General features: G+C 72.1%; 16 protein-coding genes. 4 read left to right on the top strand and 12 right to left on the bottom strand.

The features are described 5' to 3' along the window. Positions 1–434: 434 nt before the first annotated feature. Together ABZ904_RS05605 and ABZ904_RS05610 are read right to left on the bottom strand one after the other, a co-directional pair. Positions 435–1844, bottom strand: coding sequence for an NAD(P)/FAD-dependent oxidoreductase (locus tag ABZ904_RS05605; RefSeq protein ID WP_361821348.1), 1410 nt, complete (start codon positions 1842–1844; stop codon positions 435–437). Between the two features lie 188 nt (positions 1845–2032). Beyond that, complete coding sequence (locus ABZ904_RS05610; RefSeq protein ID WP_361821351.1) at positions 2033–2935, bottom strand: TIGR01777 family oxidoreductase; 903 nt, start codon at positions 2933–2935, stop codon at positions 2033–2035. Between the two features lie 62 nt (positions 2936–2997). On the opposite strand from ABZ904_RS05610, the gene ABZ904_RS05615 reads away from it, so the two are divergent. Next, the gene (locus ABZ904_RS05615) at positions 2998–3495 is read left to right on the top strand and encodes a GNAT family N-acetyltransferase (RefSeq protein ID WP_359388878.1); all 498 of its coding nucleotides are present in this window, start codon (positions 2998–3000) and stop codon (positions 3493–3495) included. A 24-nt stretch (positions 3496–3519) separates the two neighbouring features. Here the strand turns inward: ABZ904_RS05615 and ABZ904_RS05620 are convergent, their stop codons facing one another. After that, positions 3520–4704 (bottom strand): MarP family serine protease, encoded by a 1185-nt coding sequence (locus ABZ904_RS05620; RefSeq protein ID WP_360989051.1) that lies wholly within the window; start codon positions 4702–4704, stop codon positions 3520–3522. Positions 4705–5119: 415 nt separating this feature from the next. Between ABZ904_RS05620 and ABZ904_RS05625 the strand changes: the two genes are divergently transcribed. After that, the gene (locus tag ABZ904_RS05625) at positions 5120–5911 is read left to right on the top strand and encodes a peptidoglycan recognition protein (RefSeq protein ID WP_359388884.1); all 792 of its coding nucleotides are present in this window, start codon (positions 5120–5122) and stop codon (positions 5909–5911) included. Between the two features lie 77 nt (positions 5912–5988). Here ABZ904_RS05625 and ABZ904_RS05630 read toward each other — a convergent pair whose 3' ends face one another. The 8 genes from ABZ904_RS05630 to ABZ904_RS05665 form a co-directional block, all read right to left on the bottom strand. After that, positions 5989–6507: a DUF4240 domain-containing protein gene (locus tag ABZ904_RS05630; RefSeq protein ID WP_361821579.1), complete on the bottom strand. Its 519-nt coding sequence runs from the start codon at positions 6505–6507 to the stop codon at positions 5989–5991. A gap of 56 nt (positions 6508–6563) precedes the next feature. Continuing rightward, positions 6564–7538, bottom strand: a complete 975-nt coding sequence (locus ABZ904_RS05635) for a WYL domain-containing protein (RefSeq protein WP_359388887.1) — start codon at positions 7536–7538, stop codon at positions 6564–6566. Between the two features lie 76 nt (positions 7539–7614). Beyond that, positions 7615–8385, bottom strand: a complete 771-nt coding sequence (locus ABZ904_RS05640; RefSeq protein ID WP_359388890.1) for a VOC family protein — start codon at positions 8383–8385, stop codon at positions 7615–7617. A 167-nt stretch (positions 8386–8552) separates the two neighbouring features. Further along, positions 8553–11255, bottom strand: coding sequence for a pyruvate dehydrogenase (acetyl-transferring), homodimeric type (aceE, locus tag ABZ904_RS05645; RefSeq protein ID WP_359388893.1), 2703 nt, complete (start codon positions 11253–11255; stop codon positions 8553–8555). Positions 11256–11550: 295 nt separating this feature from the next. After that, a complete protein-coding gene (locus ABZ904_RS05650) occupies positions 11551–12174 on the bottom strand; it encodes a GntR family transcriptional regulator (RefSeq protein WP_359388896.1) in 624 nt (207 codons plus the stop codon). Between the two features lie 258 nt (positions 12175–12432). Beyond that, positions 12433–14193 (bottom strand): 2-oxoglutarate dehydrogenase, E2 component, dihydrolipoamide succinyltransferase, encoded by a 1761-nt coding sequence (gene sucB, locus ABZ904_RS05655; RefSeq protein WP_361821357.1) that lies wholly within the window; start codon positions 14191–14193, stop codon positions 12433–12435. Positions 14194–14254: 61 nt separating this feature from the next. Next, positions 14255–15643 carry a dihydrolipoyl dehydrogenase gene (gene lpdA, locus ABZ904_RS05660; protein WP_361821360.1) on the bottom strand — a complete coding sequence of 463 codons (1389 nt, stop codon included), beginning with the start codon at positions 15641–15643 and terminating at the stop codon, positions 14255–14257. 297 nt (positions 15644–15940) lie between these two features. Further along, positions 15941–17482: a leucyl aminopeptidase gene (locus tag ABZ904_RS05665; protein ID WP_359388905.1), complete on the bottom strand. Its 1542-nt coding sequence runs from the start codon at positions 17480–17482 to the stop codon at positions 15941–15943. Positions 17483–17852: 370 nt separating this feature from the next. On the opposite strand from ABZ904_RS05665, the gene ABZ904_RS05670 reads away from it, so the two are divergent. Then, positions 17853–18635, top strand: a complete 783-nt coding sequence (locus tag ABZ904_RS05670; protein ID WP_359388908.1) for an endo alpha-1,4 polygalactosaminidase — start codon at positions 17853–17855, stop codon at positions 18633–18635. A gap of 125 nt (positions 18636–18760) precedes the next feature. Here ABZ904_RS05670 and ABZ904_RS05675 read toward each other — a convergent pair whose 3' ends face one another. Next, entirely contained in the window at positions 18761–19543 is a 783-nt protein-coding gene (locus ABZ904_RS05675) for an adenosylcobinamide-GDP ribazoletransferase (protein ID WP_359388911.1), read from the bottom strand. A 74-nt stretch (positions 19544–19617) separates the two neighbouring features. Here ABZ904_RS05675 and ABZ904_RS05680 point away from each other — a divergent pair, with 74 nt between their 5' ends. Continuing rightward, positions 19618–20352 carry a hypothetical protein gene (locus ABZ904_RS05680; RefSeq protein ID WP_359389518.1) on the top strand — a complete coding sequence of 245 codons (735 nt, stop codon included), beginning with the start codon at positions 19618–19620 and terminating at the stop codon, positions 20350–20352. Positions 20353–20375 lie beyond the last annotated feature (23 nt).

Consider the following 20375-nt stretch of genomic DNA (forward strand, 5'->3'; position numbering starts at 1 on the left):
ACGTGACCGGTGTGCGGTGCGGGACTTCGAGCGGCGGCGGGAGCCGTACAAGGACGCGACGCCGGTGCGTGGCTACCGTGACCGGGTCGCCGCGCTCCAGTGAGCGTCGGGCTGCCGCGTGCATCGGTTCGGCGTCCGGGTCGGTCAGGACGGCGGATGCGACCACGTGACCGGTGTGCGGTGCGGGACTTCGAGCGGCGGCGGGAGCCGTACAAGGACGCGACGCCGGTGCGTGGCTACCGTGACCGGGTCGCCGCGCACCGGCGAGCGTCGGGCTGCCGCGTGCATCGGTTCGGCGTCCGGGTCGGTCAAGACGGCGGATGCGACCACGTGACCGGAGTGCGGTGCGGGACCTCGAGCGGCGGCGGGAGCCGTACAAGGACGCGACGCCGGTGCGTGGCTACCGTGACCGGGTCGCCGCGCACCGGTGAGCGTCAGGCCGCCTTGGCCAGTGGTTCGGTGGCGTGCATCGGCCCGGCGCCCAGGTCGGCCAGGACGGCGGACGCGGCCCGGTGACCGGAGTGCAGTGCGCCCTGCACCGTGCTGGTGTCCCGGTGGTCGCCGCACACGTACAGGCCGGCCAGCAGCCGTACCTGCCGGTGCACGTCGTGCGGAGGCCGCATCGCCGGGACGGCACGCGCCGTGTGATGGACGGCGAGCGTCTCCCAGCGGGTCGTCGAGGTGCCGTACAGGCGGGCCAGATGCGCCCGTACGGCGCTGTCGACGCTGTCCGGTGGCGGGCCCAGCACCGTGGAGGAGACCAGGGAGCGCCCCGCGGGCGCCCGGGACGGGTCCACCGTGCTGACCACCGCCGTGTGTGCCACGGGTCCCTCACGGTCCGCGTCCAGCAGCAGCGACGCGCCCGTCTGCGGCGGTTCGTCCATCGTGTGGTGGACGACGGTGACGGGGTGGAAGTCCGGGACTCGGAGGCCGGGCAGCAGGCCGGCCGCGGCGTGCGCGTCGGTCGCCACCAGGACCGCGCGGCAGCGGAATTCACCGTGATCGGCGGTGGTCACCGAGGTCGTGGAGACGGAGGTGGCGTGGACCCCGGTGTGCACCGTGCCCGGCGGCAGCGCCCGTGCCAGCAGTTCGGGCAGGACCTCCGCCCCGCCCTCCGGCAGGCACAGCCGTCCGCTCGCGAAGGCGCGCAGCGCGAGATCGGCGCAGCGGCTCGACGTGGTCAGTTCCGGGTCGCACAACAAGGCGGCCAGCAGCGGCCGGAGGAATCCGTCGACCGTACGAGCGGGGAGCCCACGGTTCGTCAGCGCTCGGCGGGCGGGCAACTCGGGCCGCGCCAGCAGCCGTTCCACGGGCGTGGCGGCGAGGCGCGCGAGTGCCGCGCCGAGCCGGGCCTGGTCCATGGCGCTGCCGAGGGTAGTGGCCGGCCGGGGCACCGGTGAACGCGACCCCGCCGCCCTGAAGCGGACGACGCGTCCCCCGGTCGCGCCAACCCCCGTACGGGGCGCGTAAGTCGCGCGAGGAGCAGAAGCGAGCGCACGCACAGCGCTGAGTGCGCCCCTTGCGCCCCCTCCTGCCGGGGGGGAGCTCGCGCGGTGGTGGCGCCCCTCGCTGTGCACAAGGACCCCCGGTGCGAAGGGACGCAGCACGAGTGCGTCGAGCCCCGGGGTGAGGCGCAGTTCGGGATACGACGTGGACAGGAGCTGCCCGATCCGGTCGAGCCGGAAGCCGTCGACCTTCTCGGTCGACATACGTCCGCCCACAAAGGCGGCGGCCTCCAGAACTGCCGTGGTCACTCCTGCACTGGTCAGCCGGTGGGCAGCCGCGAGGCCCGCGACCCCGGCCCCCACGATGACGACGTCCGCCTGATACACGGGCTCTAGCACGTGCCCCTCCTCGAGGTTGTGCGGCCGGTGGAGACGTCATGCCCCCAACGGGCGTCCGGAATACCCGAGTTCGGGTCGAGGGTAGGTCCGTGACCGGTCAAGTGAAGTCGCGCATCGCCAGAGCACGGTCGCACGACGGTCGCATGTGGTCGAAGGCGAACGTCCCGTGCCGCGGTCCGGCCTCTCGGCTACTGTCGGAGCGCCGCCCGCAACGCGTCCTCGATCCCCGGGAAGGCGAAGGAGAACCCGGACTCCAGCAGCCGCGTGGGCACCACCCGGACACTGCCGAGCACGTCCCCGGCCATCTCGCCGAGCGCGACGCGCAGAGCCGACGCGGGTGCCGTGAAGAGCGTGGGCCGGTGCAGCACGCGCCCCATCGCAGCCGTGATCTCACGGTTGGTCAGCGGCTGCGGTGCCGTCAGATTGAACGGCCCCGACAGGTCCTCACGGTCGATGAGGTGACGGATCGCCGCCACCTCGTCGTGCAGCGAGATGAACGACCAGTACTGGCCACCGTCGCCCATCCGTCCGCCGAGCCCCGCCTTGAACAGTGGGAACAGCCGCCCCCAGGCCCCGCCCTCGCGGGCCACGACCAGTCCCGTACGCGCGAACACCGTGCGGACGCCCGCCTCCTGGGCAGGGGCCGCGGCCTCCTCCCACTCCACGCACATCGAGGACAGGAAGCCGTCCCCGGGCGGCGCCTTCTCGTCCACCTCCCGGTCCCCGGTCTCGCCGTAATAGCCGATCGCACTGCCGCTGACGAAGACGTGCGGCGGCTCGGGCAGGGACGCGACGGCCTCCGCCAGCGCCGCGGTGCCGAGCACCCGGCTGTCGCGCAGCGTCTTCTTGTACGCGTCCGTCCAGCGGTGGTCGCCCACGCCGGCCCCGGCGAGGTTCACCACGGCGTCGCACCCGAGAAGCCCCGTCGCGTCGACGTACTGCCCTTCGGGATTCCAGCAGACCTCGTTCTCCCCATGGGCCTCGCGACGCACCAGACGCACCACCTCGTGCCCGTCGGCGGCCAGCGATCGCGTCAGGGCGCTGCCGATGAGACCGGACGCACCGGCGACGGCGATTCGGGAACGTTCCATGCGCCCATCCTGCCCGGTACCCGGCCGCAAAACCGGACGGCTCCTCGTACCCCCGCCGTACAGTGATCCTCATGCCCGTTCCGTACATACGCCAGGCCACGCCCGGCGACGAGGAGACACTCGGCCGGCTCGACCGGGACACCTGGTCCCCGCTGCACGCGGTGCAGCCGCGTCCGCAGCCGCCGTACGAGCCCTTCTACACCGAGCGTTTCGGGCCGCGGGACCATCTGGTCGCCGAACTCGGCGGTACCGTCGTCGGCTACATCCGGCTGGGCTACCCGACGCCGCTCGAGTGCAACTCCCACGTCCGGCAGATCCAGGGGCTCGCGGTCGCCGACGAGGCACGCGGCGCGGGCGTCGGCCGGGCCCTGCTGCGGGCCGTGCAGGACGAGGCGCGGCGGCGCGGGGCGCGGCGCATCACGCTACGGGTCCTCGGCCACAACACCCCGGCCCGGGGGCTCTACGAGTCCGAGGGGTTCCTGGTGGAGGGGATCCTGCCCGAGGAGTTCCTGCTCGAGGGCGAGTATGTCGACGACATCCTCATGGGGCGCTCCCTGTGAGCGCCCGCACCGGCGCCGGGCGGCTCACGATCTGATGAGGTCGCCCGTGTCCACCGCCGCCGTGGCCCGCGCGGCGCGCTGGGCGTCGCCCGCGACCTCGTCCGCCGTCAGCACGTACCCGGTCTCCTGGTCCGAGGTGGAGCGGGCGAAGACAACGCCGTAGACCCGGCCGCCGGTGGTCAGCAGCGGGCCGCCGGAGTTGCCCGGCAGGACCGTCGAGCGGATCGAGTAGATCTCCCGGGTCACGGTGGCGGTGCTGTAGATGTTCTGGCCCGTGGCCTGGATCCGGTTCGCGACCGTGGCGGCCCGCAGCGTCAGGTCGCCGTCCTGCGGGTAACCCGCGACGACGGCCGCGTCGCCGCGCTTCGCTCCGTCGTCGAAGCGCAGGACCGGTGCGTGCAGATCCGGTACATAGAGGACGGCCACGTCCCGGTCGGGGTCGAAGAACACCACGCGCGCCGCGTACGACGGGCCCACACCGCCGATCCGGACGGACGGGTGGTCGATGCCCGCCACCACATGGGCGTTCGTCATCACGTGCCGCGCCGCGTACACGAAACCGCTGCCCTCACGGCCCTCGGTGCCCGACGCGCCCTCGATCTTCACCGTGCTGAGCTTGGCCGCGTTCGTCGCGCTCGCCGTGACGCTGTCCCCGGACGGCTCGGCGACGCCGGCCGTGGGCTCGTTCTCGAACGGGTTGAAGACCTGCGGAAAACCCGCCTGGGTGAGGGTGGACGTGGCGCGGGAGAACCAGGTGGGGGTCGTGTCCGGCATCGCGCTCTGCACGGCGCCCAGCAGCCTGGAGTCGCGTATCGCCCCGGTCACCAGCGGTGACGAGGAGGCGCCCAGGACGCTCGCGGCCACCCATGCCACGATCAGCACGGCCACCGTGTTGGCCGCCGCCCCACCGATCCCGTCGGCCACCCGCAGGGGCCCGCGGTCCAGCTCGCGCCGCAGCTTGAGGGCGAGACGTCCCGCCAGCTCGTGACCCACCGCCGCCGGGAGCAGCACCGTGAACACCGCGGTCACCGTCGCGGCGGAGGTGCCTCGCGTCACCAGGCTCATCACCCACGGCAGGATCCACACACCGATCACGGCACCGCCGACGAAGCCGGCCAGGGAGACACAACCGGCCACCAGACCGCGCCGGTAGCCGGACGCCGCATAGGCCAGGATCACCAGGATGATCAGGATGTCGAGCAGGTCCACAGAGCCGCCTTTCTCTCGGACCCCTTAGTACGCGCCGTGGAAGCACAGTGATCAGTCACTCGTGGGGATGCCCGCACACCGGCCATCCACGCGTCGAACAGTAAAAACGTCGCGGACCCGGACGATGGTTCCACCAGGTGGCACACCACACATCGCGGAGTGGACGGAGGTGACGGAAAGTGACTCCATGCCTGTCTTGCGAAGAACCCGGGAGCCGCAGAACGGGCCTGCGGCGCGGGTACGTGATGTGGCGCGTCCGGTGGTGGGGCGTGCGGCGCGGATCCGTGGTGTGGCGCGTCCGGTGGTGGGGCGTGCGGCGTGGGTACGTGGTGTGGCGCGTCCGGTGGTGGGGCGTGCGGCGTGGGTACGTGGTGTGGCGCGTCCGGTGGTGGGGCGTGCGGCGTGGATGCGTGGTGTGGCGCGTCCGCTGGTGGGGCGTGCGACGAAATTGCGTGGTGTCGCACTTCCGCTGCTCGGCTGTGTGCCCGGTGTCGCCGCCGTCCTCGCACTGGTGCTGTGCGCCTCCGGGGTGGAGCGGCCGGCGGTGGCCACCGCCCCGCGGCCGGTCGAGGTCAAGTCCACCGTCGTCCTGCACCTGGCGCCCAAGCCGGGCATCGTGCCGAGATCGGTGTGGGCGGACGTCAGCACCGACGGCCAGCCGCCGCCGCGCTACGACGACAAGGTCATCGCCGTCTTCGTGCACCACACCGACTCGCCGAACGGCTATAACTGCGCAAACGCCCCGCGCATCATCCGCTACCTCTACTCGGGCCAGACCGGCAACCGCCACTGGGACGACATCGGCTACAACTTTCTCGTCGACCGCTGTGGCCACATCTACGAGGGCCGCGCGGGCGGCGTCGACCGTCCCGTCACCGGCGCCCACACCCAGGGCTTCAACCACCGCACCGCCGGCATCGCCGCCATCGGCACGTTCACCGCGGGTGTGCCCGTGCCCAAGGCGATGACCGACGCGATCGCCGCCCTCGCCGCCTGGAAGCTGGGCCTCGCCAACATCGACCCGCGCAGCAAGGTCCGGCTCATCTCCAGCAACGGCCTCAGCCGCTACAAGGCGGGCACCAGCGCCCTGCTGCCCGCCCTCGCGGGCCACAACGACGGCTACATGACGAGGTGCCCGGGCGCGGCGCTCAGTGCCCTGCTCCCGTCGATCAGGGAGAAGGCGGCGCATCTGCAGGGCAGGCGGTGACGCCCCTCCCCGAGCGGTCCGCCGCCGTGCGGTCCCGGCCGCCGGCGCGTGGCACGAGCGGCGGCGCGGCGCGCGCCTCAGCCCTTGAAGCGGTCCCACAGCGCGGGATAGCGGTCGGCGAGCAGGGTCTCGTTCTCCAGGTCGAACGAGCTGCCCTCGGGCTCGGAGGCGGCGGGCGCTATGCCCAGGTCGGGTGCCACGGTTCCGGTGAGCTGCTCGTACGCCTCGTCCGCCGCGTAGCCGAGCTCCTCACCGTCGCCGTCGACCTCCTCGTCGAAGTCCACCAGGAGGTCGGCGAGTGTGTCGGGGTCGTGCAGGGCCCCCTCGTAGACCTCCCGGCCCTGGCCGATCAGCCAGCACCGGAAGAAGTCGAACGCATCGTCGCTCGCGCCGTCGAGCAGCACCCAGGCGGCGCCCCACAGGTCCCAGCGATAGGCGCGGTTGTATCGGGACTCGAAGTGCCGGGCGAAGTCCAGGACCACGTCGGGATCCAGCCGTACCAGCCGCTCCACGAGCTGATCGGCCTGCTCGTCGGGGTCGCCCTCGGCGGCCGCACGACTCGCGTCCACCAGCTCCCAGAACTCCGTCTCGTCCATCACTGGACCAGCATCGGCCCTCGCAGGGGGCGACGCACGTGGAGTGCGGCGGATCGTTATCGGGCGTAGAGCGCCGCGAGACGTATCGCGTCCTCGGCGAAACGCACGCGCAGCCCCTCGGGCGACAGCACCTCGACCTCCGGCCCCAGCGCGGTCAGTTGCGCGTGCGCCACCTCCTCGGACTCCACCGGCAGGCACACCGTCACCCAGCCCCGCTCGTCCGGGCCGCCCGCGGCCGTGAGCGCCCGGCGGGCCGCGGCGGGATCGACGGCGTAGGGCAGTGTGCGTACGCCGGCCTCGGACAGCCGCACCAGGACCTCGGCCCGCAGGATGGACCGCGCGAACTGCTCCGCCTGCTCCGCCCAGAAGGCGGGCAGATCGAACTCCTCGTCGCGCCCGAACCGTTCCTCGCCCAGGTCCACGGCCGTGACGCGGTCGATGCGGTACACCCGGAACGACCCCTGCCGTGCCTCTCGCGCGCACAGGTACCAGACCCCCGCCTTGAGGACGAGCCCGTACGGCTCCAGCTCCCGCTCCACCTCGTCCTGGCCGCGCCGGTAGCGCGCGGTGATGCGGCGGTCGTCCCACACCGCGTCCGCGACCGCCGGCAGCAGCGGCGGAGTCGTGGGCTCGGTGAACCAGGCGGGCGCGTCCAGATGAAACCGCTGCGCCGCCGTGCGGGAGGCGTCGCGCAGGGAGGGCAGCAGGGCCGCGGACACCTTGAGCCGGGCCGCACCGGCCGCGTCCTCGAGCCCCATCTCGCGCAGCGCTCCCGGAACACCGCTGAGGAACAGCGCCTCGGCCTCACCGCGGGCGAGCCCCGTCAGCCGGGTGCGATAGCCGCCGACGAGGCGGTAGCCACCGCTCCGCCCCCGGTCCGCGTACACCGGAATGCCCGCCTCGGACAGTGCCTGGGCATCCCTGGTGACCGTCCGCTCGGACACCTCCAGCTCACGGGCCAGCTCGGCGGCGGTCATGGAGGACCGGGACTGGAGCAGCAGCACCATTTTGATGAGACGAGCGGCACGCATGCGTTCATGATGCCGGGCGGCACCGACAGGACACCGCAGTCGCCCCGCCCGTTCCGGCGGAGCCCGCGCCTGCCCGCTACCGCGCCTCGGACCGCGTGATCAGCGACAGATGGCCGCCCTGCGGGTCCGAGACGACCGCGAAGCGGCCCGGCGGGATCGTGGTGGGCCGGACGCGCACCGAGCCGCCCAGTTCGGTGACCCGCGCCGCGGCGGCATCGCAGTCCTCGACCGCCACGTACATCGTCCAGTGCGCCGGAAGCTCCGACGGGAAGTCCTCGTTCATGCGCTTCATGCCGCCGAACGTCTCGCCGTCGAGCTCCCACTCGGTGTACTCGGACGGGCCGAAGGGATGGGTCTCGCCGTCCCAGCCGAGGACAGCGCGGTAGAAGTCCTTGGCCTTCTCCGGCTCCCTGGCGATCAACTCGAACCAGCACACGCTGTTCGGCCGGTCCACCACACCGAAGCCGCGGTGCCCGCGGGGCTGCCAGACGCCGAACACCGCGCCCTCGGGGTCGCTGAAGACGGCGAGCCGGCCCGCGTCGAAGACGTCCATGGGCGGGGCGACCACCGCGCCCCCGTTGCCGGTGACAGCCACCGCGGTGGCATCGGCGTCCTCCACCTGGAAGTAGACCAGCCAGGACACCGGCTTCCCCTGCGCGGTACAGGGGCCGTACCCCGCGGCGTACGCACCGTCCAGGAGGAACATCCCGTACCCGCCCGCCTCCGGGTCGGGCACGTCGGCGCCGGTCCAGCCGAACAGCCGGCCGTAGAAGTCCCTGGCGCCGGGGACGTCGGTGGTCGACAGATCGGCCCAGGTGGGTGCGGAGGGACGGTTGAAGATCTTCATGGTCGGCTCCGGGACTGCCGCGAGGGAATGGGACGCAGGGACGCCTACGGCCGCCCATTCATTCACAGGGGCACCGCCTCGGCAATCGACAGGCCGCCCTCACCGTATGCGTACAAGTGTGCCCCGCTCCGGCGGGGCGGCCGGGGCGGGGCACACAGGTCAGGGCGTCAGAGGCCGTAGCGCTCCCGGGCCTCCTTCACGGCCGTGGCCTTGACCTCACCGCGCCGCGCGAGCTGGGCCAGGGCCGCGACGACGATCGACGGGGCGTCCACGCCGAAGTGGCGGCGGGCCGCCGCACGGGTGTCGGAGAGGCCGAAGCCGTCGGCGCCCAGCGAGGAGTAGTCCTGCTCGACCCACTGCGCGATCTGGTCCGGGACCTGGCGCATGTAGTCGGAGACCGCGAGCACCGGGCCCTCGGCGCCCTGCAGGGCCCGACGCAGGTACGGAATGCGCTCCTCGCCCCGCAGCAGTGCCGCGTCCGCCTCCATGGCATCGCGCCGCAGCTCGCCCCACGAGGTCGCCGACCACACGTCCGCGGCGACGCCCCACTCCTCGGCGAGCAGCTTCTGCGCCTCGAGCGCCCAGTGGATCGCCGTGCCGGAGCCCAGCAGCTGGATGCGCGGGGCGTTCGCCGCCGGGGAAAGCCCCGCCGACTCCGCCGTGTTGAAGCGGTACAGGCCCTTGACGATGCCCTCGTCGATGCCGGCGACCGACGGCTTCACGGGCTGCGGCAGCGGCTCGTTGTAGACGGTCAGGTAGTAGAAGACGTTCTGGTCCTCGCCCGGGGCCGCCTGGCCGTACATACGGCGCAGACCGTCCTTCACGATGACCGCGATCTCGTACGCGAACGCCGGGTCGTAGCTCAGCGCGGCCGGGTTGGTCGCGGCGATGACGGGGGAGTGGCCGTCGGCGTGCTGCAGGCCCTCACCGGTCAGCGTGGTGCGGCCCGCCGTGGCGCCGACCAGGAAGCCGCGACCGAGCTGGTCGCCGAGCTGCCACATCTGGTCGGCCGTGCGCTGCCAGCCGAACATCGAGTAGAAGATGTAGAACGGGATCATCGCCTCGCCGTGCGTCGCGTACGACGTCGAAGCGGCGATGAAGTCGGCCATCGAACCGGCCTCGGTGATCCCCTCGTTGAGGATCTGGCCGTTCTTGGCCTCCTTGTAGTACATCAGCTGGTCGCGGTCGACCGGCTCGTAGGTCTGGCCCTTCGGCGAGTAGATGCCGAGGGACGGGAAGAGCGACTCCATACCGAAGGTGCGCGCCTCGTCCGGGACGATCGGCACCCAGCGTCGGCCCGTCTCCTTGTCGCGGACCAGGTCCTTGACCAGGCGGACGAACGCCATGGTGGTCGCCAGGTTCTGCGAGCCGGAGCCCTTGTCGAAGGCGGCGAAGGCCTTGTCGGCGGGCGCGGGCAGCGGCGCGAGCGGGTGGACGCGGCGCGCCGGGGCCGGGCCGCCGAGGGCGGCACGGCGCTCCTGGAGGTAGCGGACCTCGGGGGAGTCGGCGCCGGGGTGGCCGTAGGGGACCTGGCCGTCGGCGAACCGGCTGTCCGGGATGGGCAGTTCGAGCAGGTCGCGCATCGTCCTGAACTCGTCCACCGTCAGCTTCTTCATCTGGTGGTTGGCGTTCTTCGACGCGAAGCCCTGGCCGAGCGTGAAGCCCTTGACCGTCTGGGCCAGGATGACCGTCGGCCCGCCCTTGTGCTCCAGGGCGGCCTTGTAGGCGGCGTAGACCTTGCGGGCCTCGTGGCCGCCGCGGGAGAGGTGGAAGCACTCGAGGATCTTGTCGTCGCTCAGCAGCTTCGCCATCTCGACGAGCGCCGGGTCCTTGCCGAAGAAGTCCTCGCGGATGTAGGCGGCGTCGCGCGTCTGGTACGTCTGCACCTGCGCGTCCGGGACCTCACGCAGCCGGCGTACGAGCGCGCCGGTGGTGTCGAGCGCGAACAGCTCGTCCCAGGCCGTGCCCCACAGGGTCTTGATCACGTTCCAGCCGGCACCGCGGAACTGGGCCTCCAGCTCCTGCACGATCTTGAAGTTGGCGCGGACCGGGCCGTCGAGGCGCTGCAGGTTGCAGTTGATGACGAAGGTGAGGTTGTCCAGCTCCTCACGGGCGGCCAGCGCGAGGGCCGCCGTCGCCTCGGGCTCGTCCATCTCGCCGTCACCGAGGAACGCCCACACGTGCGAGGACGAGACGTCCTTGATGCCGCGGTTGGTGAGGTAGCGGTTGAAGCGGGCCTGGTAGATGGCCGAGAGCGGACCGAGGCCCATGGAGACCGTGGGGAACTCCCACAGCCAGGGCAGGCGGCGCGGGTGCGGGTAGGACGGCAGACCGTTGCCACCGGCCTCCTGGCGGAAGTTGTCCAGCTGGGCCTCGGTGAGGCGGCCGTCGAGGAAGGCGCGGGCGTAGATGCCGGGGGAGGCGTGGCCCTGGACGTACAGCTGGTCGCCGGAGCCGTCGCTTTCCTTGCCCTTGAAGAAGTGGTTGAAGCCGGTCTCGTAGAGCCAGGCCGCGGAGGCGAAGGTGGCGATGTGGCCGCCCACGCCGTACTTGCTGCCGCGGGTCACCATCGCGGCAGCGTTCCAGCGGTTCCACGCGGTGATCCGGGCCTCCATCGCCTCGTCACCGGCCACGGTGGGCTCGGCGGCGGTCGGGATGGTGTTGACGTAGTCCGTCTCGAGGAGCTTGGGCAGCGCGACGCCGGCGCCCTCGGCACGTTCCAGGGTGCGCCGCATCAGGTACGCGGCACGGTGCGGCCCGGCCGCCTTGGCGACGGCGTCCAGGGAGGCCTGCCATTCGGCGGTCTCCTCCGGGTCGCGGTCCGGGAGCTGATCGAGCTCGCTCGGCTGGATGGCGTTGGGGTCGGTCATTACGCCGCCTTCCTCAGTCGAAGGGGGTTCCCTCATCGGTAAGGGTTCGGGGTGCCCTTGGTCTTTGGCAGGACAGGGCGAGGGCTTCGGTAGAGGCCCGACGGCGACTGTAACTCCCTGATCGATGATCGATCAAAGGTTTGAGGGCCAAAACCTCTCGATCACGAGAAAGTCGGCACGGGGTGCCTTCCTAGGAGACACCGGGTGCCGCTGAATCCAGGGGTTTTCGCAGGTGACGGCCGCGTCTGAGCGTGGACCCGCTCTGCTGCCGGAGCGGTCACCGGCGCTTCGGACCTCAGGCCCGCGGGGCGCAGCCCAGCACATGGGCCTTCACTATGTCCGCGATGCGCGGATCCCGGCGGCGGAACGCGGCCACCAGCTCCTCGTGCTCCTCCGCGTAGGACTGCTGCACCGTCCCCAGCCACCGGATCGACAGTGCCGTGAACACCTCGATGCCGAGCCCCTCCCAGGTGTGCAGCAGCACCGAGTTGCCGGCCGCCCGCACCAGCTCCCGGTGGAAGGCCACCGTGTGCCGCACCTGCGCCGTACCGTCCGACTTGCGGTCCGCCTCGTACAGCGCGGTGACATGCGGTTCGAGGGCCGAGCAGTCCTGTGCCAGCCGCTCCGCCGCGAGCTCCGCAGCGATGGCCTCGAGACCGGCTCGTACGGGGTAGGACTCCTCCAGGTCGGCGGCGGTCAGATTCCTGACCCGGACCCCCTTGTTGGGCGCCGACTCGATCAGTCGCAGCGACTCCAGCTCCCGCAGCGCCTCACGGACCGGTGTCTGGCTGACCTCCAGCTCCGTGGCGATCCGCCGCTCCACGATCCGCTCGCCCGGCTTCCAGCGCCCGCTGACGATGCCCTCCACGATGTGCTCGCGGATCTGTTCGCGCAGCGAGTGGACGACGGGCGCGGTCATGAGGGCTCCTTAGGCGATGGCTCGGATCCGATGCTTCGGTCCGAAGGGCCTCGTGGGGGACGGTGGTCGGGCGACGGGCGGGACCCAGGGCTTCGACGTTTAGACAATAAGGCCGTATCCCCGTGCCGAAGAGGCGCACGGCGGCGCTTTCGTGCAGGTGAGACGAGACTTACACGCCGGGCCCGGAAACAAACACGGCGCCCCCGCCCGGAGAACTCCGGACGGGGGCGCCGCTGTGGTCGGTCACCTCTCGGTGGCTCAGAGGCCGAGCTCGACCTCGAACTCGCCCGCCTCGAGGATCGCCTTGACCGCGGTCAGGTAGCGGGCCGCGTCGGCGCCGTCCACCAGACGGTGGTCGTAGGAGAGCGTCAGGTACGTCATGTCGCGGACGCCGATGACCGTACCCTCCTCCGTCTCGATGACGGCCGGGCGCTTGACCGTGGCGCCGATACCGAGGATCGCGACCTGGCCCGGGGGCACGATGATCGTGTCGAACAGCGCGCCGCGCGAACCGGTGTTGCTGATGGTGAAGGTCGCACCGGACAGCTCGTCCGGAGTGATCTTGCTGGCCCGCACCTTGCCCGCCAGGTCGGCGGTGGCCTTGGCGATACCCGCGATGTTGAGGTCACCGGCGTGCTTGATGACCGGGGTCATCAGGCCCTTCTCGGAGTCCACCGCGATACCGACGTTCTCGGTGTCGAAGTAGGTGATGGTGCCCTCGGCCTCGTTGATCTTGGCGTTGATGACCGGGTGGGCCTTCAGCGCCTGGGCCGCCGCCTTCACGAAGAACGGCATCGGGGAGAGCTTGACGCCCTCGCGGGCCGCGAACGCGTCCTTGGCCTGGGCGCGCAGGCGCATCAGGCGGGTCACGTCGACCTCGACCACCGAGGACAGCTGGGCCTGCTCGTGCAGGGCCTTGACCATGTTGTCGCCGATGACCTTGCGGATCCGCGGCATCTTCACGGTCTGGCCGCGCAGCGGGGAGACCTCCAGGACGGGGGCCTTCTTCGCGGCCGGAGCGGCGGCGGCCGGAGCCGGGGCGGCCTTCGCGGCCTCGGCGGCGGCGAGGACGTCCTGCTTGCGGATACGGCCGCCGACGCCGGTGCCCTTGACGGTGGACAGGTCGACGCCGTTCTCGGCGGCGAGCTTGCGCACCAGCGGGGTGACGTACGCGCCCTCGTCGGTCGGCTGGGCGGCGGCCGGAGCGGCCGGCGCCGGGGTGACCGGGGCGGGTGCGGGAGCCGGGGCGGCGGGCCGGGCCGGAGCCGGGGCGGCCGCGGCGGGGGCCGGAGCCGGGGCGGCAGGGGCCGGGGTGGGCGCCGGAGCCGGCGGGGCCGCCGGAGCGGCGGGCGCCGGGGCGGGGGCGGCAGGGGCCGGGGCGGCCGCCGGAGCGGCACCCGGCGCGCCGATGACGGCCAGCTTGGCGCCGACCTCGGCGGTCTCGTCCTCGCCGACGACGATCTCCAGGAGCACGCCGGAGGCGGGCGCCGGGATCTCGGTGTCGACCTTGTCCGTGGAGACCTCGAGCAGCGGCTCGTCGGCGTCGACGGAGTCGCCGACCGCCTTCAGCCAGCGGGTGACGGTGCCCTCGGTGACCGACTCGCCGAGCGCGGGCAGGACCACGTCGGTGCCCTGGGCGGCACCGGCCGGGGCGACCGGAGCGGCGGCGGGGGCCGGGGCCGGGGCGGCCGGAGCCGGCGCGGCAGCGACGGGCGCGGGCTCGGGGGCCGGGGCGGGAGCCTCTGCGGCGGCCGGAGCCGGGGCGGCGGCGGGCGCGCCCGTGCCGTCGTCGATGACGGCCAGCTCGGCGCCGACCTCGACGGTCTCGTCCTCGGCGACCTTGATGGAGGTGAGCACGCCGGAGGCCGGCGCGGGGATCTCGGTGTCGACCTTGTCGGTCGAGACCTCGAGCAGCGGCTCGTCGGCCTCGACGCGTTCGCCCTCGGCCTTCAGCCAGCGGGTGACGGTGCCCTCGGTGACGCTCTCGCCGAGCGCCGGAAGGGTTACGGAAACCGGCATGGTTTCGGTTGCTCCTTACGGAAGTGCGGAAGTCTGTGTCGTCGCGTTCGTCGACCGAGGGTCAGTCGTGCATGTGGAGAGACTTGCCGGCCAGGGCCAGGTGGGCCTCGCCGAGCGCCTCGTTCTGCGTCGGGTGGGCGTGGATCAGCTGGGCCACCTCGGACGGCAGAGCCTCCCAGTTGTAGATCAGCTGGGCCTCGCCCACCTGCTCGCCCATGCGGTCGCCGACCATGTGGACGCCGACCACGGCACCGTCCTTGACCTGGACGAGCTTGATCTCGCCCGCGGTCTTCAGGATCCGGCTCTTGCCGTTGCCACCGAGGGGGAACTTGATGGAGACGACCTTGTCCGCGCCGTAGATCTCCTTGGCCTTGGCCTCGGTGATACCGACGGAGGCGACCTCGGGGTGGCAGTACGTCACCCGCGGCACGCCGTCGTAGTCGATCGGGACGGTCTTCAGGCCGGCCAGCCGCTCCGCCACCAGGATGCCCTCGGCGAAGCCGACGTGCGCGAGCTGGAGCGTGGGGACCAGGTCGCCGACGGCGGAGACGGTCGGGACGTTCGTCCGCATGTACTCGTCGACGAGGACGTAGCCGCGGTCCATGGCGACACCCTGCTCCTCGTAGCCGAGGCCTTGGGAGACCGGTCCGCGGCCGACGGCGACGAGGAGGACCTCGGCCTCGAACTCCTTGCCGTCGGCGAGGGTGACCTTGACACCGTTCTGGGTGTACTCGGCCTTCTGGAAGAAGGTGCCGAGGTTGAACTTGATGCCGCGCTTGCGGAAGGCGCGCTCGAGAAGCTTGGAGGAGTTCTCGTCCTCGACCGGGACGAGGTGCTTGAGGCCCTCGATGACGGTGACGTCGGAACCGAAGGACTTCCACGCGGAGGCGAACTCGACGCCGATGACGCCGCCGCCCAGGATGATCGCGGACTGGGGCACGCGGTCCAGGACGAGGGCGTGGTCCGAGGAGATGATGCGGTTGCCGTCGATCTGGAGGCCAGGCAGCGACTTCGGCACGGAACCGGTCGCCAGGAGGACGTGACGGCCCTGGATCCGCTGACCGTTGACGTCGACGGAGGTGGGGGAGGACAGCCGGCCCTCACCTTCGATGTAGGTCACCTTGCGCGAGGCGATCAGGCCCTGCAGACCCTTGTACAGGCCCGAGATGACCTCGTCCTTGTACTTGTGGACGGCCGGGACGTCGATGCCCTCGAAGGTGGACTTGACACCGAACTGCTCGCTCTCGCGGGCCTGGTCGGCGATCTCGCCCGCGTGGAGCAGAGCCTTGGTGGGGATGCAACCCTTGTGCAGGCAGGTGCCGCCGACCTTGTCCTTCTCGATCAGGGCGACGTCCAGGCCCAGCTGCGCCCCGCGCAGGGCCGCGGCGTAACCACCGCTACCACCGCCGAGGATCACTAGGTCGAAAACGGTGCTGGCGTCGTTCGCCACGTCACGTCCTCCATGCATGTGCGCCGTACGCCGGTCTCCGATGACCGGCAGGCGGCTGGTGTCCGGCCGCTTGAGCTTCGGCCCTTCGGTGGGGCCCTGTCCTGCCGTGCCCCATCTTCGCACTTGTCGGCGGCACGGGAAGCGGCGGGCCCGGGTGTGGGGCGTCTGATCCGTCACGTCGGGAGGTCGCGGCGGCGTGGCCCGAAGGGATTTCGTCGAGGGCGTAACGCCGGTACGTCCATGAGGGCGGCCCCGGGCTCGGCAGGAGCCAGGGGCCGCCCTCATGCGCGGGTCGGTTCAGCCCAGATCGCCCGCAGCCGCCACTTCCGCGAGCCGGACCAGCGTGCGCACCGCCGAGCCGGTGCCGCCCTTCGGGGTGTAGCCGAAGGGGCCCTGCTCGTTGAAGGCCGGGCCGGCGATGTCGAGGTGGGCCCAGACGATGCCGTCGCCGATGAACTCCTTCAGGAACAGGCCGGCGACCAGGCCGCCGCCCATCCGCTCGCCCATGTTGGCGATGTCGGCCGTCGGGGAGTCCATGCCCTTGCGCAGGTGCTCCGGCAGCGGCATCGGCCAGGACTCCTCGCCGACCTCCTCGGCGACCGCGTGGACCGCGGCGCGGAACGCGTCGTCGTTCGACATGATCCCGAAGGTGCGGCTGCCGAGCGCCAGCACCATCGCGCCGGTCAGGGTCGCCACGTCCACGATCGCGTCGGGCTGCTCCTGGGAGGCCGCCCACAGCGCGTCGGCGAGGACCAACCGGCCCTCGGCGTCCGTGTTGAGGACCTCGACGGTCTTGCCGCTGTACATGCGCAGCACGTCACCCGGGCGGGTGGCCGAGCCGGACGGCATGTTCTCCGCGAGGGCGAGCCAGCCGGTCACGTTGACCTCGAGACCCAGGCGGGCGGCGGCCACGACCGTGGCGAAGACGGCCGCGGCGCCGCTCATGTCGCACTTCATGGTCTCGTTGTGGCCGGCCGGCTTGAGCGAGATGCCGCCCGAGTCGTAGGTGATGCCCTTTCCGACCAGGGCCAGGTGCTTGTCGGCCTTTGCGTGCGTGTACGACAGCTTCACGAGGCGCGGCGGGGAGGCCGAGCCCACGCCGACGCCGAGGATGCCGCCGTATCCGCCCTTGGCCAGTGCCTTCTCGTCCAGCACCTGCACCTTGAGGCCGTGCTCCTTGGCCGCGGTCTGCGCGATGGCGGCGAAGGCGGCCGGGGTCAGGTCGTTCGGCGGGGTGTTGATCAGGTCGCGGGCGCGGTTGAGCTCCTCGGCGACGGCCACGGCGCGCTCGACGGCCGCCTTGTACGCCTTGTCGCGGGGCTTGGCACCGAGCAGGGCGACCTCGCCGAGCGGGGCCTTGCCGTTCTTCCCGTTCTTGCCGTTGTCCTTGTACGTGTCGAACGAGTACGCGCCGAGCAGAGCGCCCTCGCCGATGGCGGCGGCGGCGTCGGCGTCCGTCATCGGCAGCGCGAAGACGGCCTTCTTGGAACCGGCGAGCGCACGGGTGGCGGAGCCGGCGGCGCGGCGCAGCGACTCGGCGGCGAAGGACGCCTCCTTGCCGTCGGCGTTCTCCGGGTCTTCGGAGTCGGCACCGAGGCCCACCGCCACCACGACGGGCGCCTTGAAGCCGGAGGGCGCGGGCAGCTTCGTCACCTCGCCCTCGGCGCCCGTGGCGCCCAGGGTCTCCAGTATGGCGGCGAGCTTGCCGTCGTACGCCTGGTCCACGGCCTCGGCGCCCGGTGCGACGACCGGGCCCTCCGCGCCCTTCGCGACACCGACCACGATTGCGTCGGCCCGCTGGCCGGCCGCCGCGGCGGTGCTGAGAGTGAGAGCAGTCACGGTGGTGAAATCTCGCTTCCGATTGAGTTTCGGCCGAACGGATGGGGTCGACCGGCCCGGGCCCCGGCCCGGATCGCTCGATTCGTTCGGTCTTCACCAGGGCAGGGACACCCAGCATGAGCCTACGCTCGGGTGCGGCGTTCGCTCATGCCCCCCGGTGTTCATCTCTCGGTGGCGCACCCGCAACGTCCCGAACGCGCTCCCCGCGGTACGGGCCGCACCCCTCGTGTCCGGCGTTCCGCGCGGCCGTGTGCGCGGCGCGGAACGCCCGGTCAGGCCACGCGTCCGCGGAGCGTTCTGCGCCTCGGGGCCCGGGACGTCGGCGATCATCTTGGGGGTACGTTGCCGCACGCCCTGGAGAGCCTGCCCCGTGAAGCGTCCGATCCCGCTCGTCGCCCTGCTCCTGCTGCTCGCCGGATGCACCACCGTCACCGAGGACAGCGAGCCGGGCAGGGCCCGCTGGCAGCCGCGCCCCGGTGTCGCCTGGCAGTGGCAGCTCAGCGGGCACCTCGACACCTCCGTCGACGTACCGGTCTACGACATCGACGGCTTCGACCACTCGAGGGCGACCGTCACCGCGCTGCACCGCGAGGGCCGCAAGGTCGTCTGCTATGTGTCGACCGGTGCCTGGGAGGGCTTCCGTCCGGACGCCAAGAAGTTCCCGAAGTCCGTGCTGGGCAAGGGCAACGGCTGGAAGGGCGAGCGCTGGTTCGACATCCGCCGCACCGACGTCCTGGAACCCCTCATGGCGAACCGCTTCGACATGTGCCGCAGGAAGGGCTTCGACGCGGTGGAGCCCGACAACATGGACGGCTACCGCAACCACACCGGATTCCCCCTCAAGGCCTCCGACCAGCTCCGCTACAACCGCCTCGTGGCCAGACTGGCCCACGAGCGGGGGATGGCCGTCGGCCTGAAGAACGACCTCGACCAGATCCCCCGGCTGGTACGCGACTTCGACTTCGCGGTCAACGAGCAGTGCGCCCAGTACGGCGAGTGCGGACGGCTGGAACCGTTCACCGCCGCCGGCAAGGCCGTCTTCCACGTCGAGTACGAGCTGCCCACCGGGCGTTTCTGCGCCGAATCCCGGCGGCTGAAGCTGAGTTCGATGCTGAAGAAGTACGAACTGGGGGCATGGCGGCGCCCCTGCTGAACCACGGCGGCGGGCACCGGGCCCTCAGGATCACGGAGGCCGTCGCCTTCTCCGCCGCACCGTCCGCGCGGAGGCCCTCGGGGCCGGCACCACGGGCGGCGGCTCCGCAGGGCGGGCGGGGGAGGTCACCCCAGGGCCAGCACCACCAGCGCGGTCGTCGCCGCGGTCTCCGCGAGCCCGCCGAACACATCGCCCGTCACGCCGCCGAAGCGACGGACGCAGTGCCGCAGCAGCAACTCCGCGGCGGCCACGGCAATGACTACGGCGGCGGCCGTACGGACGGCGCCGTCCGCCCCCCACAGCGCGCCCCCGGCGGCCGCCGCGGCGGTGACGGTGAGGGCCATCGCCAGCGCGCCGCCGGCCGGGACCACTCCCGCGACCGCGGCCCCCAGCCCTTCCGGCCGCGCGGCCGGTATCCCGCGGCGCGCGGCCAGCGTGAGCGCCAGCCGGGCGGCGGTCGCCGAGACGACGGCGGCCAGCGCCCCCCGCGCCCAGGAGCCGCTGTACGCGTCGGCGAGGGCCGCCACCTGGGCCAGCAGGACGAGGACCAGCGTGACCACACCGAACGGCCCGATGTCCGACTGCTTCATGATCCGTAGCGCCTCCTCGGCGGGCTTCCCGCTGCCCAGTCCGTCGGCGGTGTCGGCGAGCCCGTCCAGATGGAGTCCCCGGGTGAGCACGGCCGGTACGGCGGCGGCGGAGACGGCGGCGAGCAGCGAACCGGCCCCCGCGACGGCCAGCACCGCGCCGAGCAGCCCCGCGAGCGCGCCGACCACGAGTCCGACGAGGGACGCCCACACCATCCCGCCGCGCGCGGCGTCCCGGTCCCAGCGCGTCACCCGGACGGGCAGGACGGTGAGAGTACCGAAGGCGAAGCGGAGGCCGTGGAGCGGCGGGATCTTGAGCACCGGCGCAGACTAGGCGTCACCCCCCGGCCTCGCGCAAGCAGGCGGCGGTCCCGGCCCGCGGGCACACTGCACCCATGGGCCACTGGCTGCAGCGCAACATCCTTGAGCCGGGCAAACTACCCCTGCTGCTGGCGCTGAGCGCCTTTGTGCTGACCTTCGTGATCACCCGCACCGTCACCCGCCTCATCCGCGCCGGCAAGGGACCGTTCGGCAACGTCGAGGCGGGCGGGCTGCACATCCACCATGTCGTGCCCGGTGTCGTCCTGACCGTCGCCGGCGGCTTCGGCGCCCTGGCCGGCCGCCAGGGACCGGGCTCCGGCCTCTTCGCGGCCGTCTTCGGCGTGGGCGCGGGCCTCGTCCTGGACGAGTTCGCGCTGATCCTCCACCTGGCGGACGTCTACTGGACCGAGCAGGGACGTCAGAGCGTCGAGGTCGTCGTGGTCACCGCGGCCTTGGTCGCCCTGGTCCTCGCCGGCTTCGTGCCGTTCGGCGTCGACAACCTCTCCCAGGACGAGTTGCAGGACCGCGGCACCGTCATCGTGACCGTGGGCGTGAACTTCCTTCTCTCTCTGCTGGCCCTGAGCAAGGGCAAGGCCCGCACCGCGATCTTCGGGGTGATCGTCCCGGTGGTCGCCCTGGTCGGCGCCGTCCGCCTGGCCCGACCGGGCTCGCCATGGGCGAGGCGGTTCTACCGCCGGCGGCCGCACACCCGGGCCAGGGCCGGGCTGCGGGCGTACCGCCACGACCGTCGTTGGACCGCCCCGAGCCGCAGACTGCAGGACTGGATCGGCGGCAAACCCGATCCGTAGCCGGCCCGGCTGCCCGGCCGCCG

This window comes from Streptomyces sp. NPDC046900, assembly GCF_040644975.1.
Classification (GTDB): domain Bacteria; phylum Actinomycetota; class Actinomycetes; order Streptomycetales; family Streptomycetaceae; genus Streptomyces.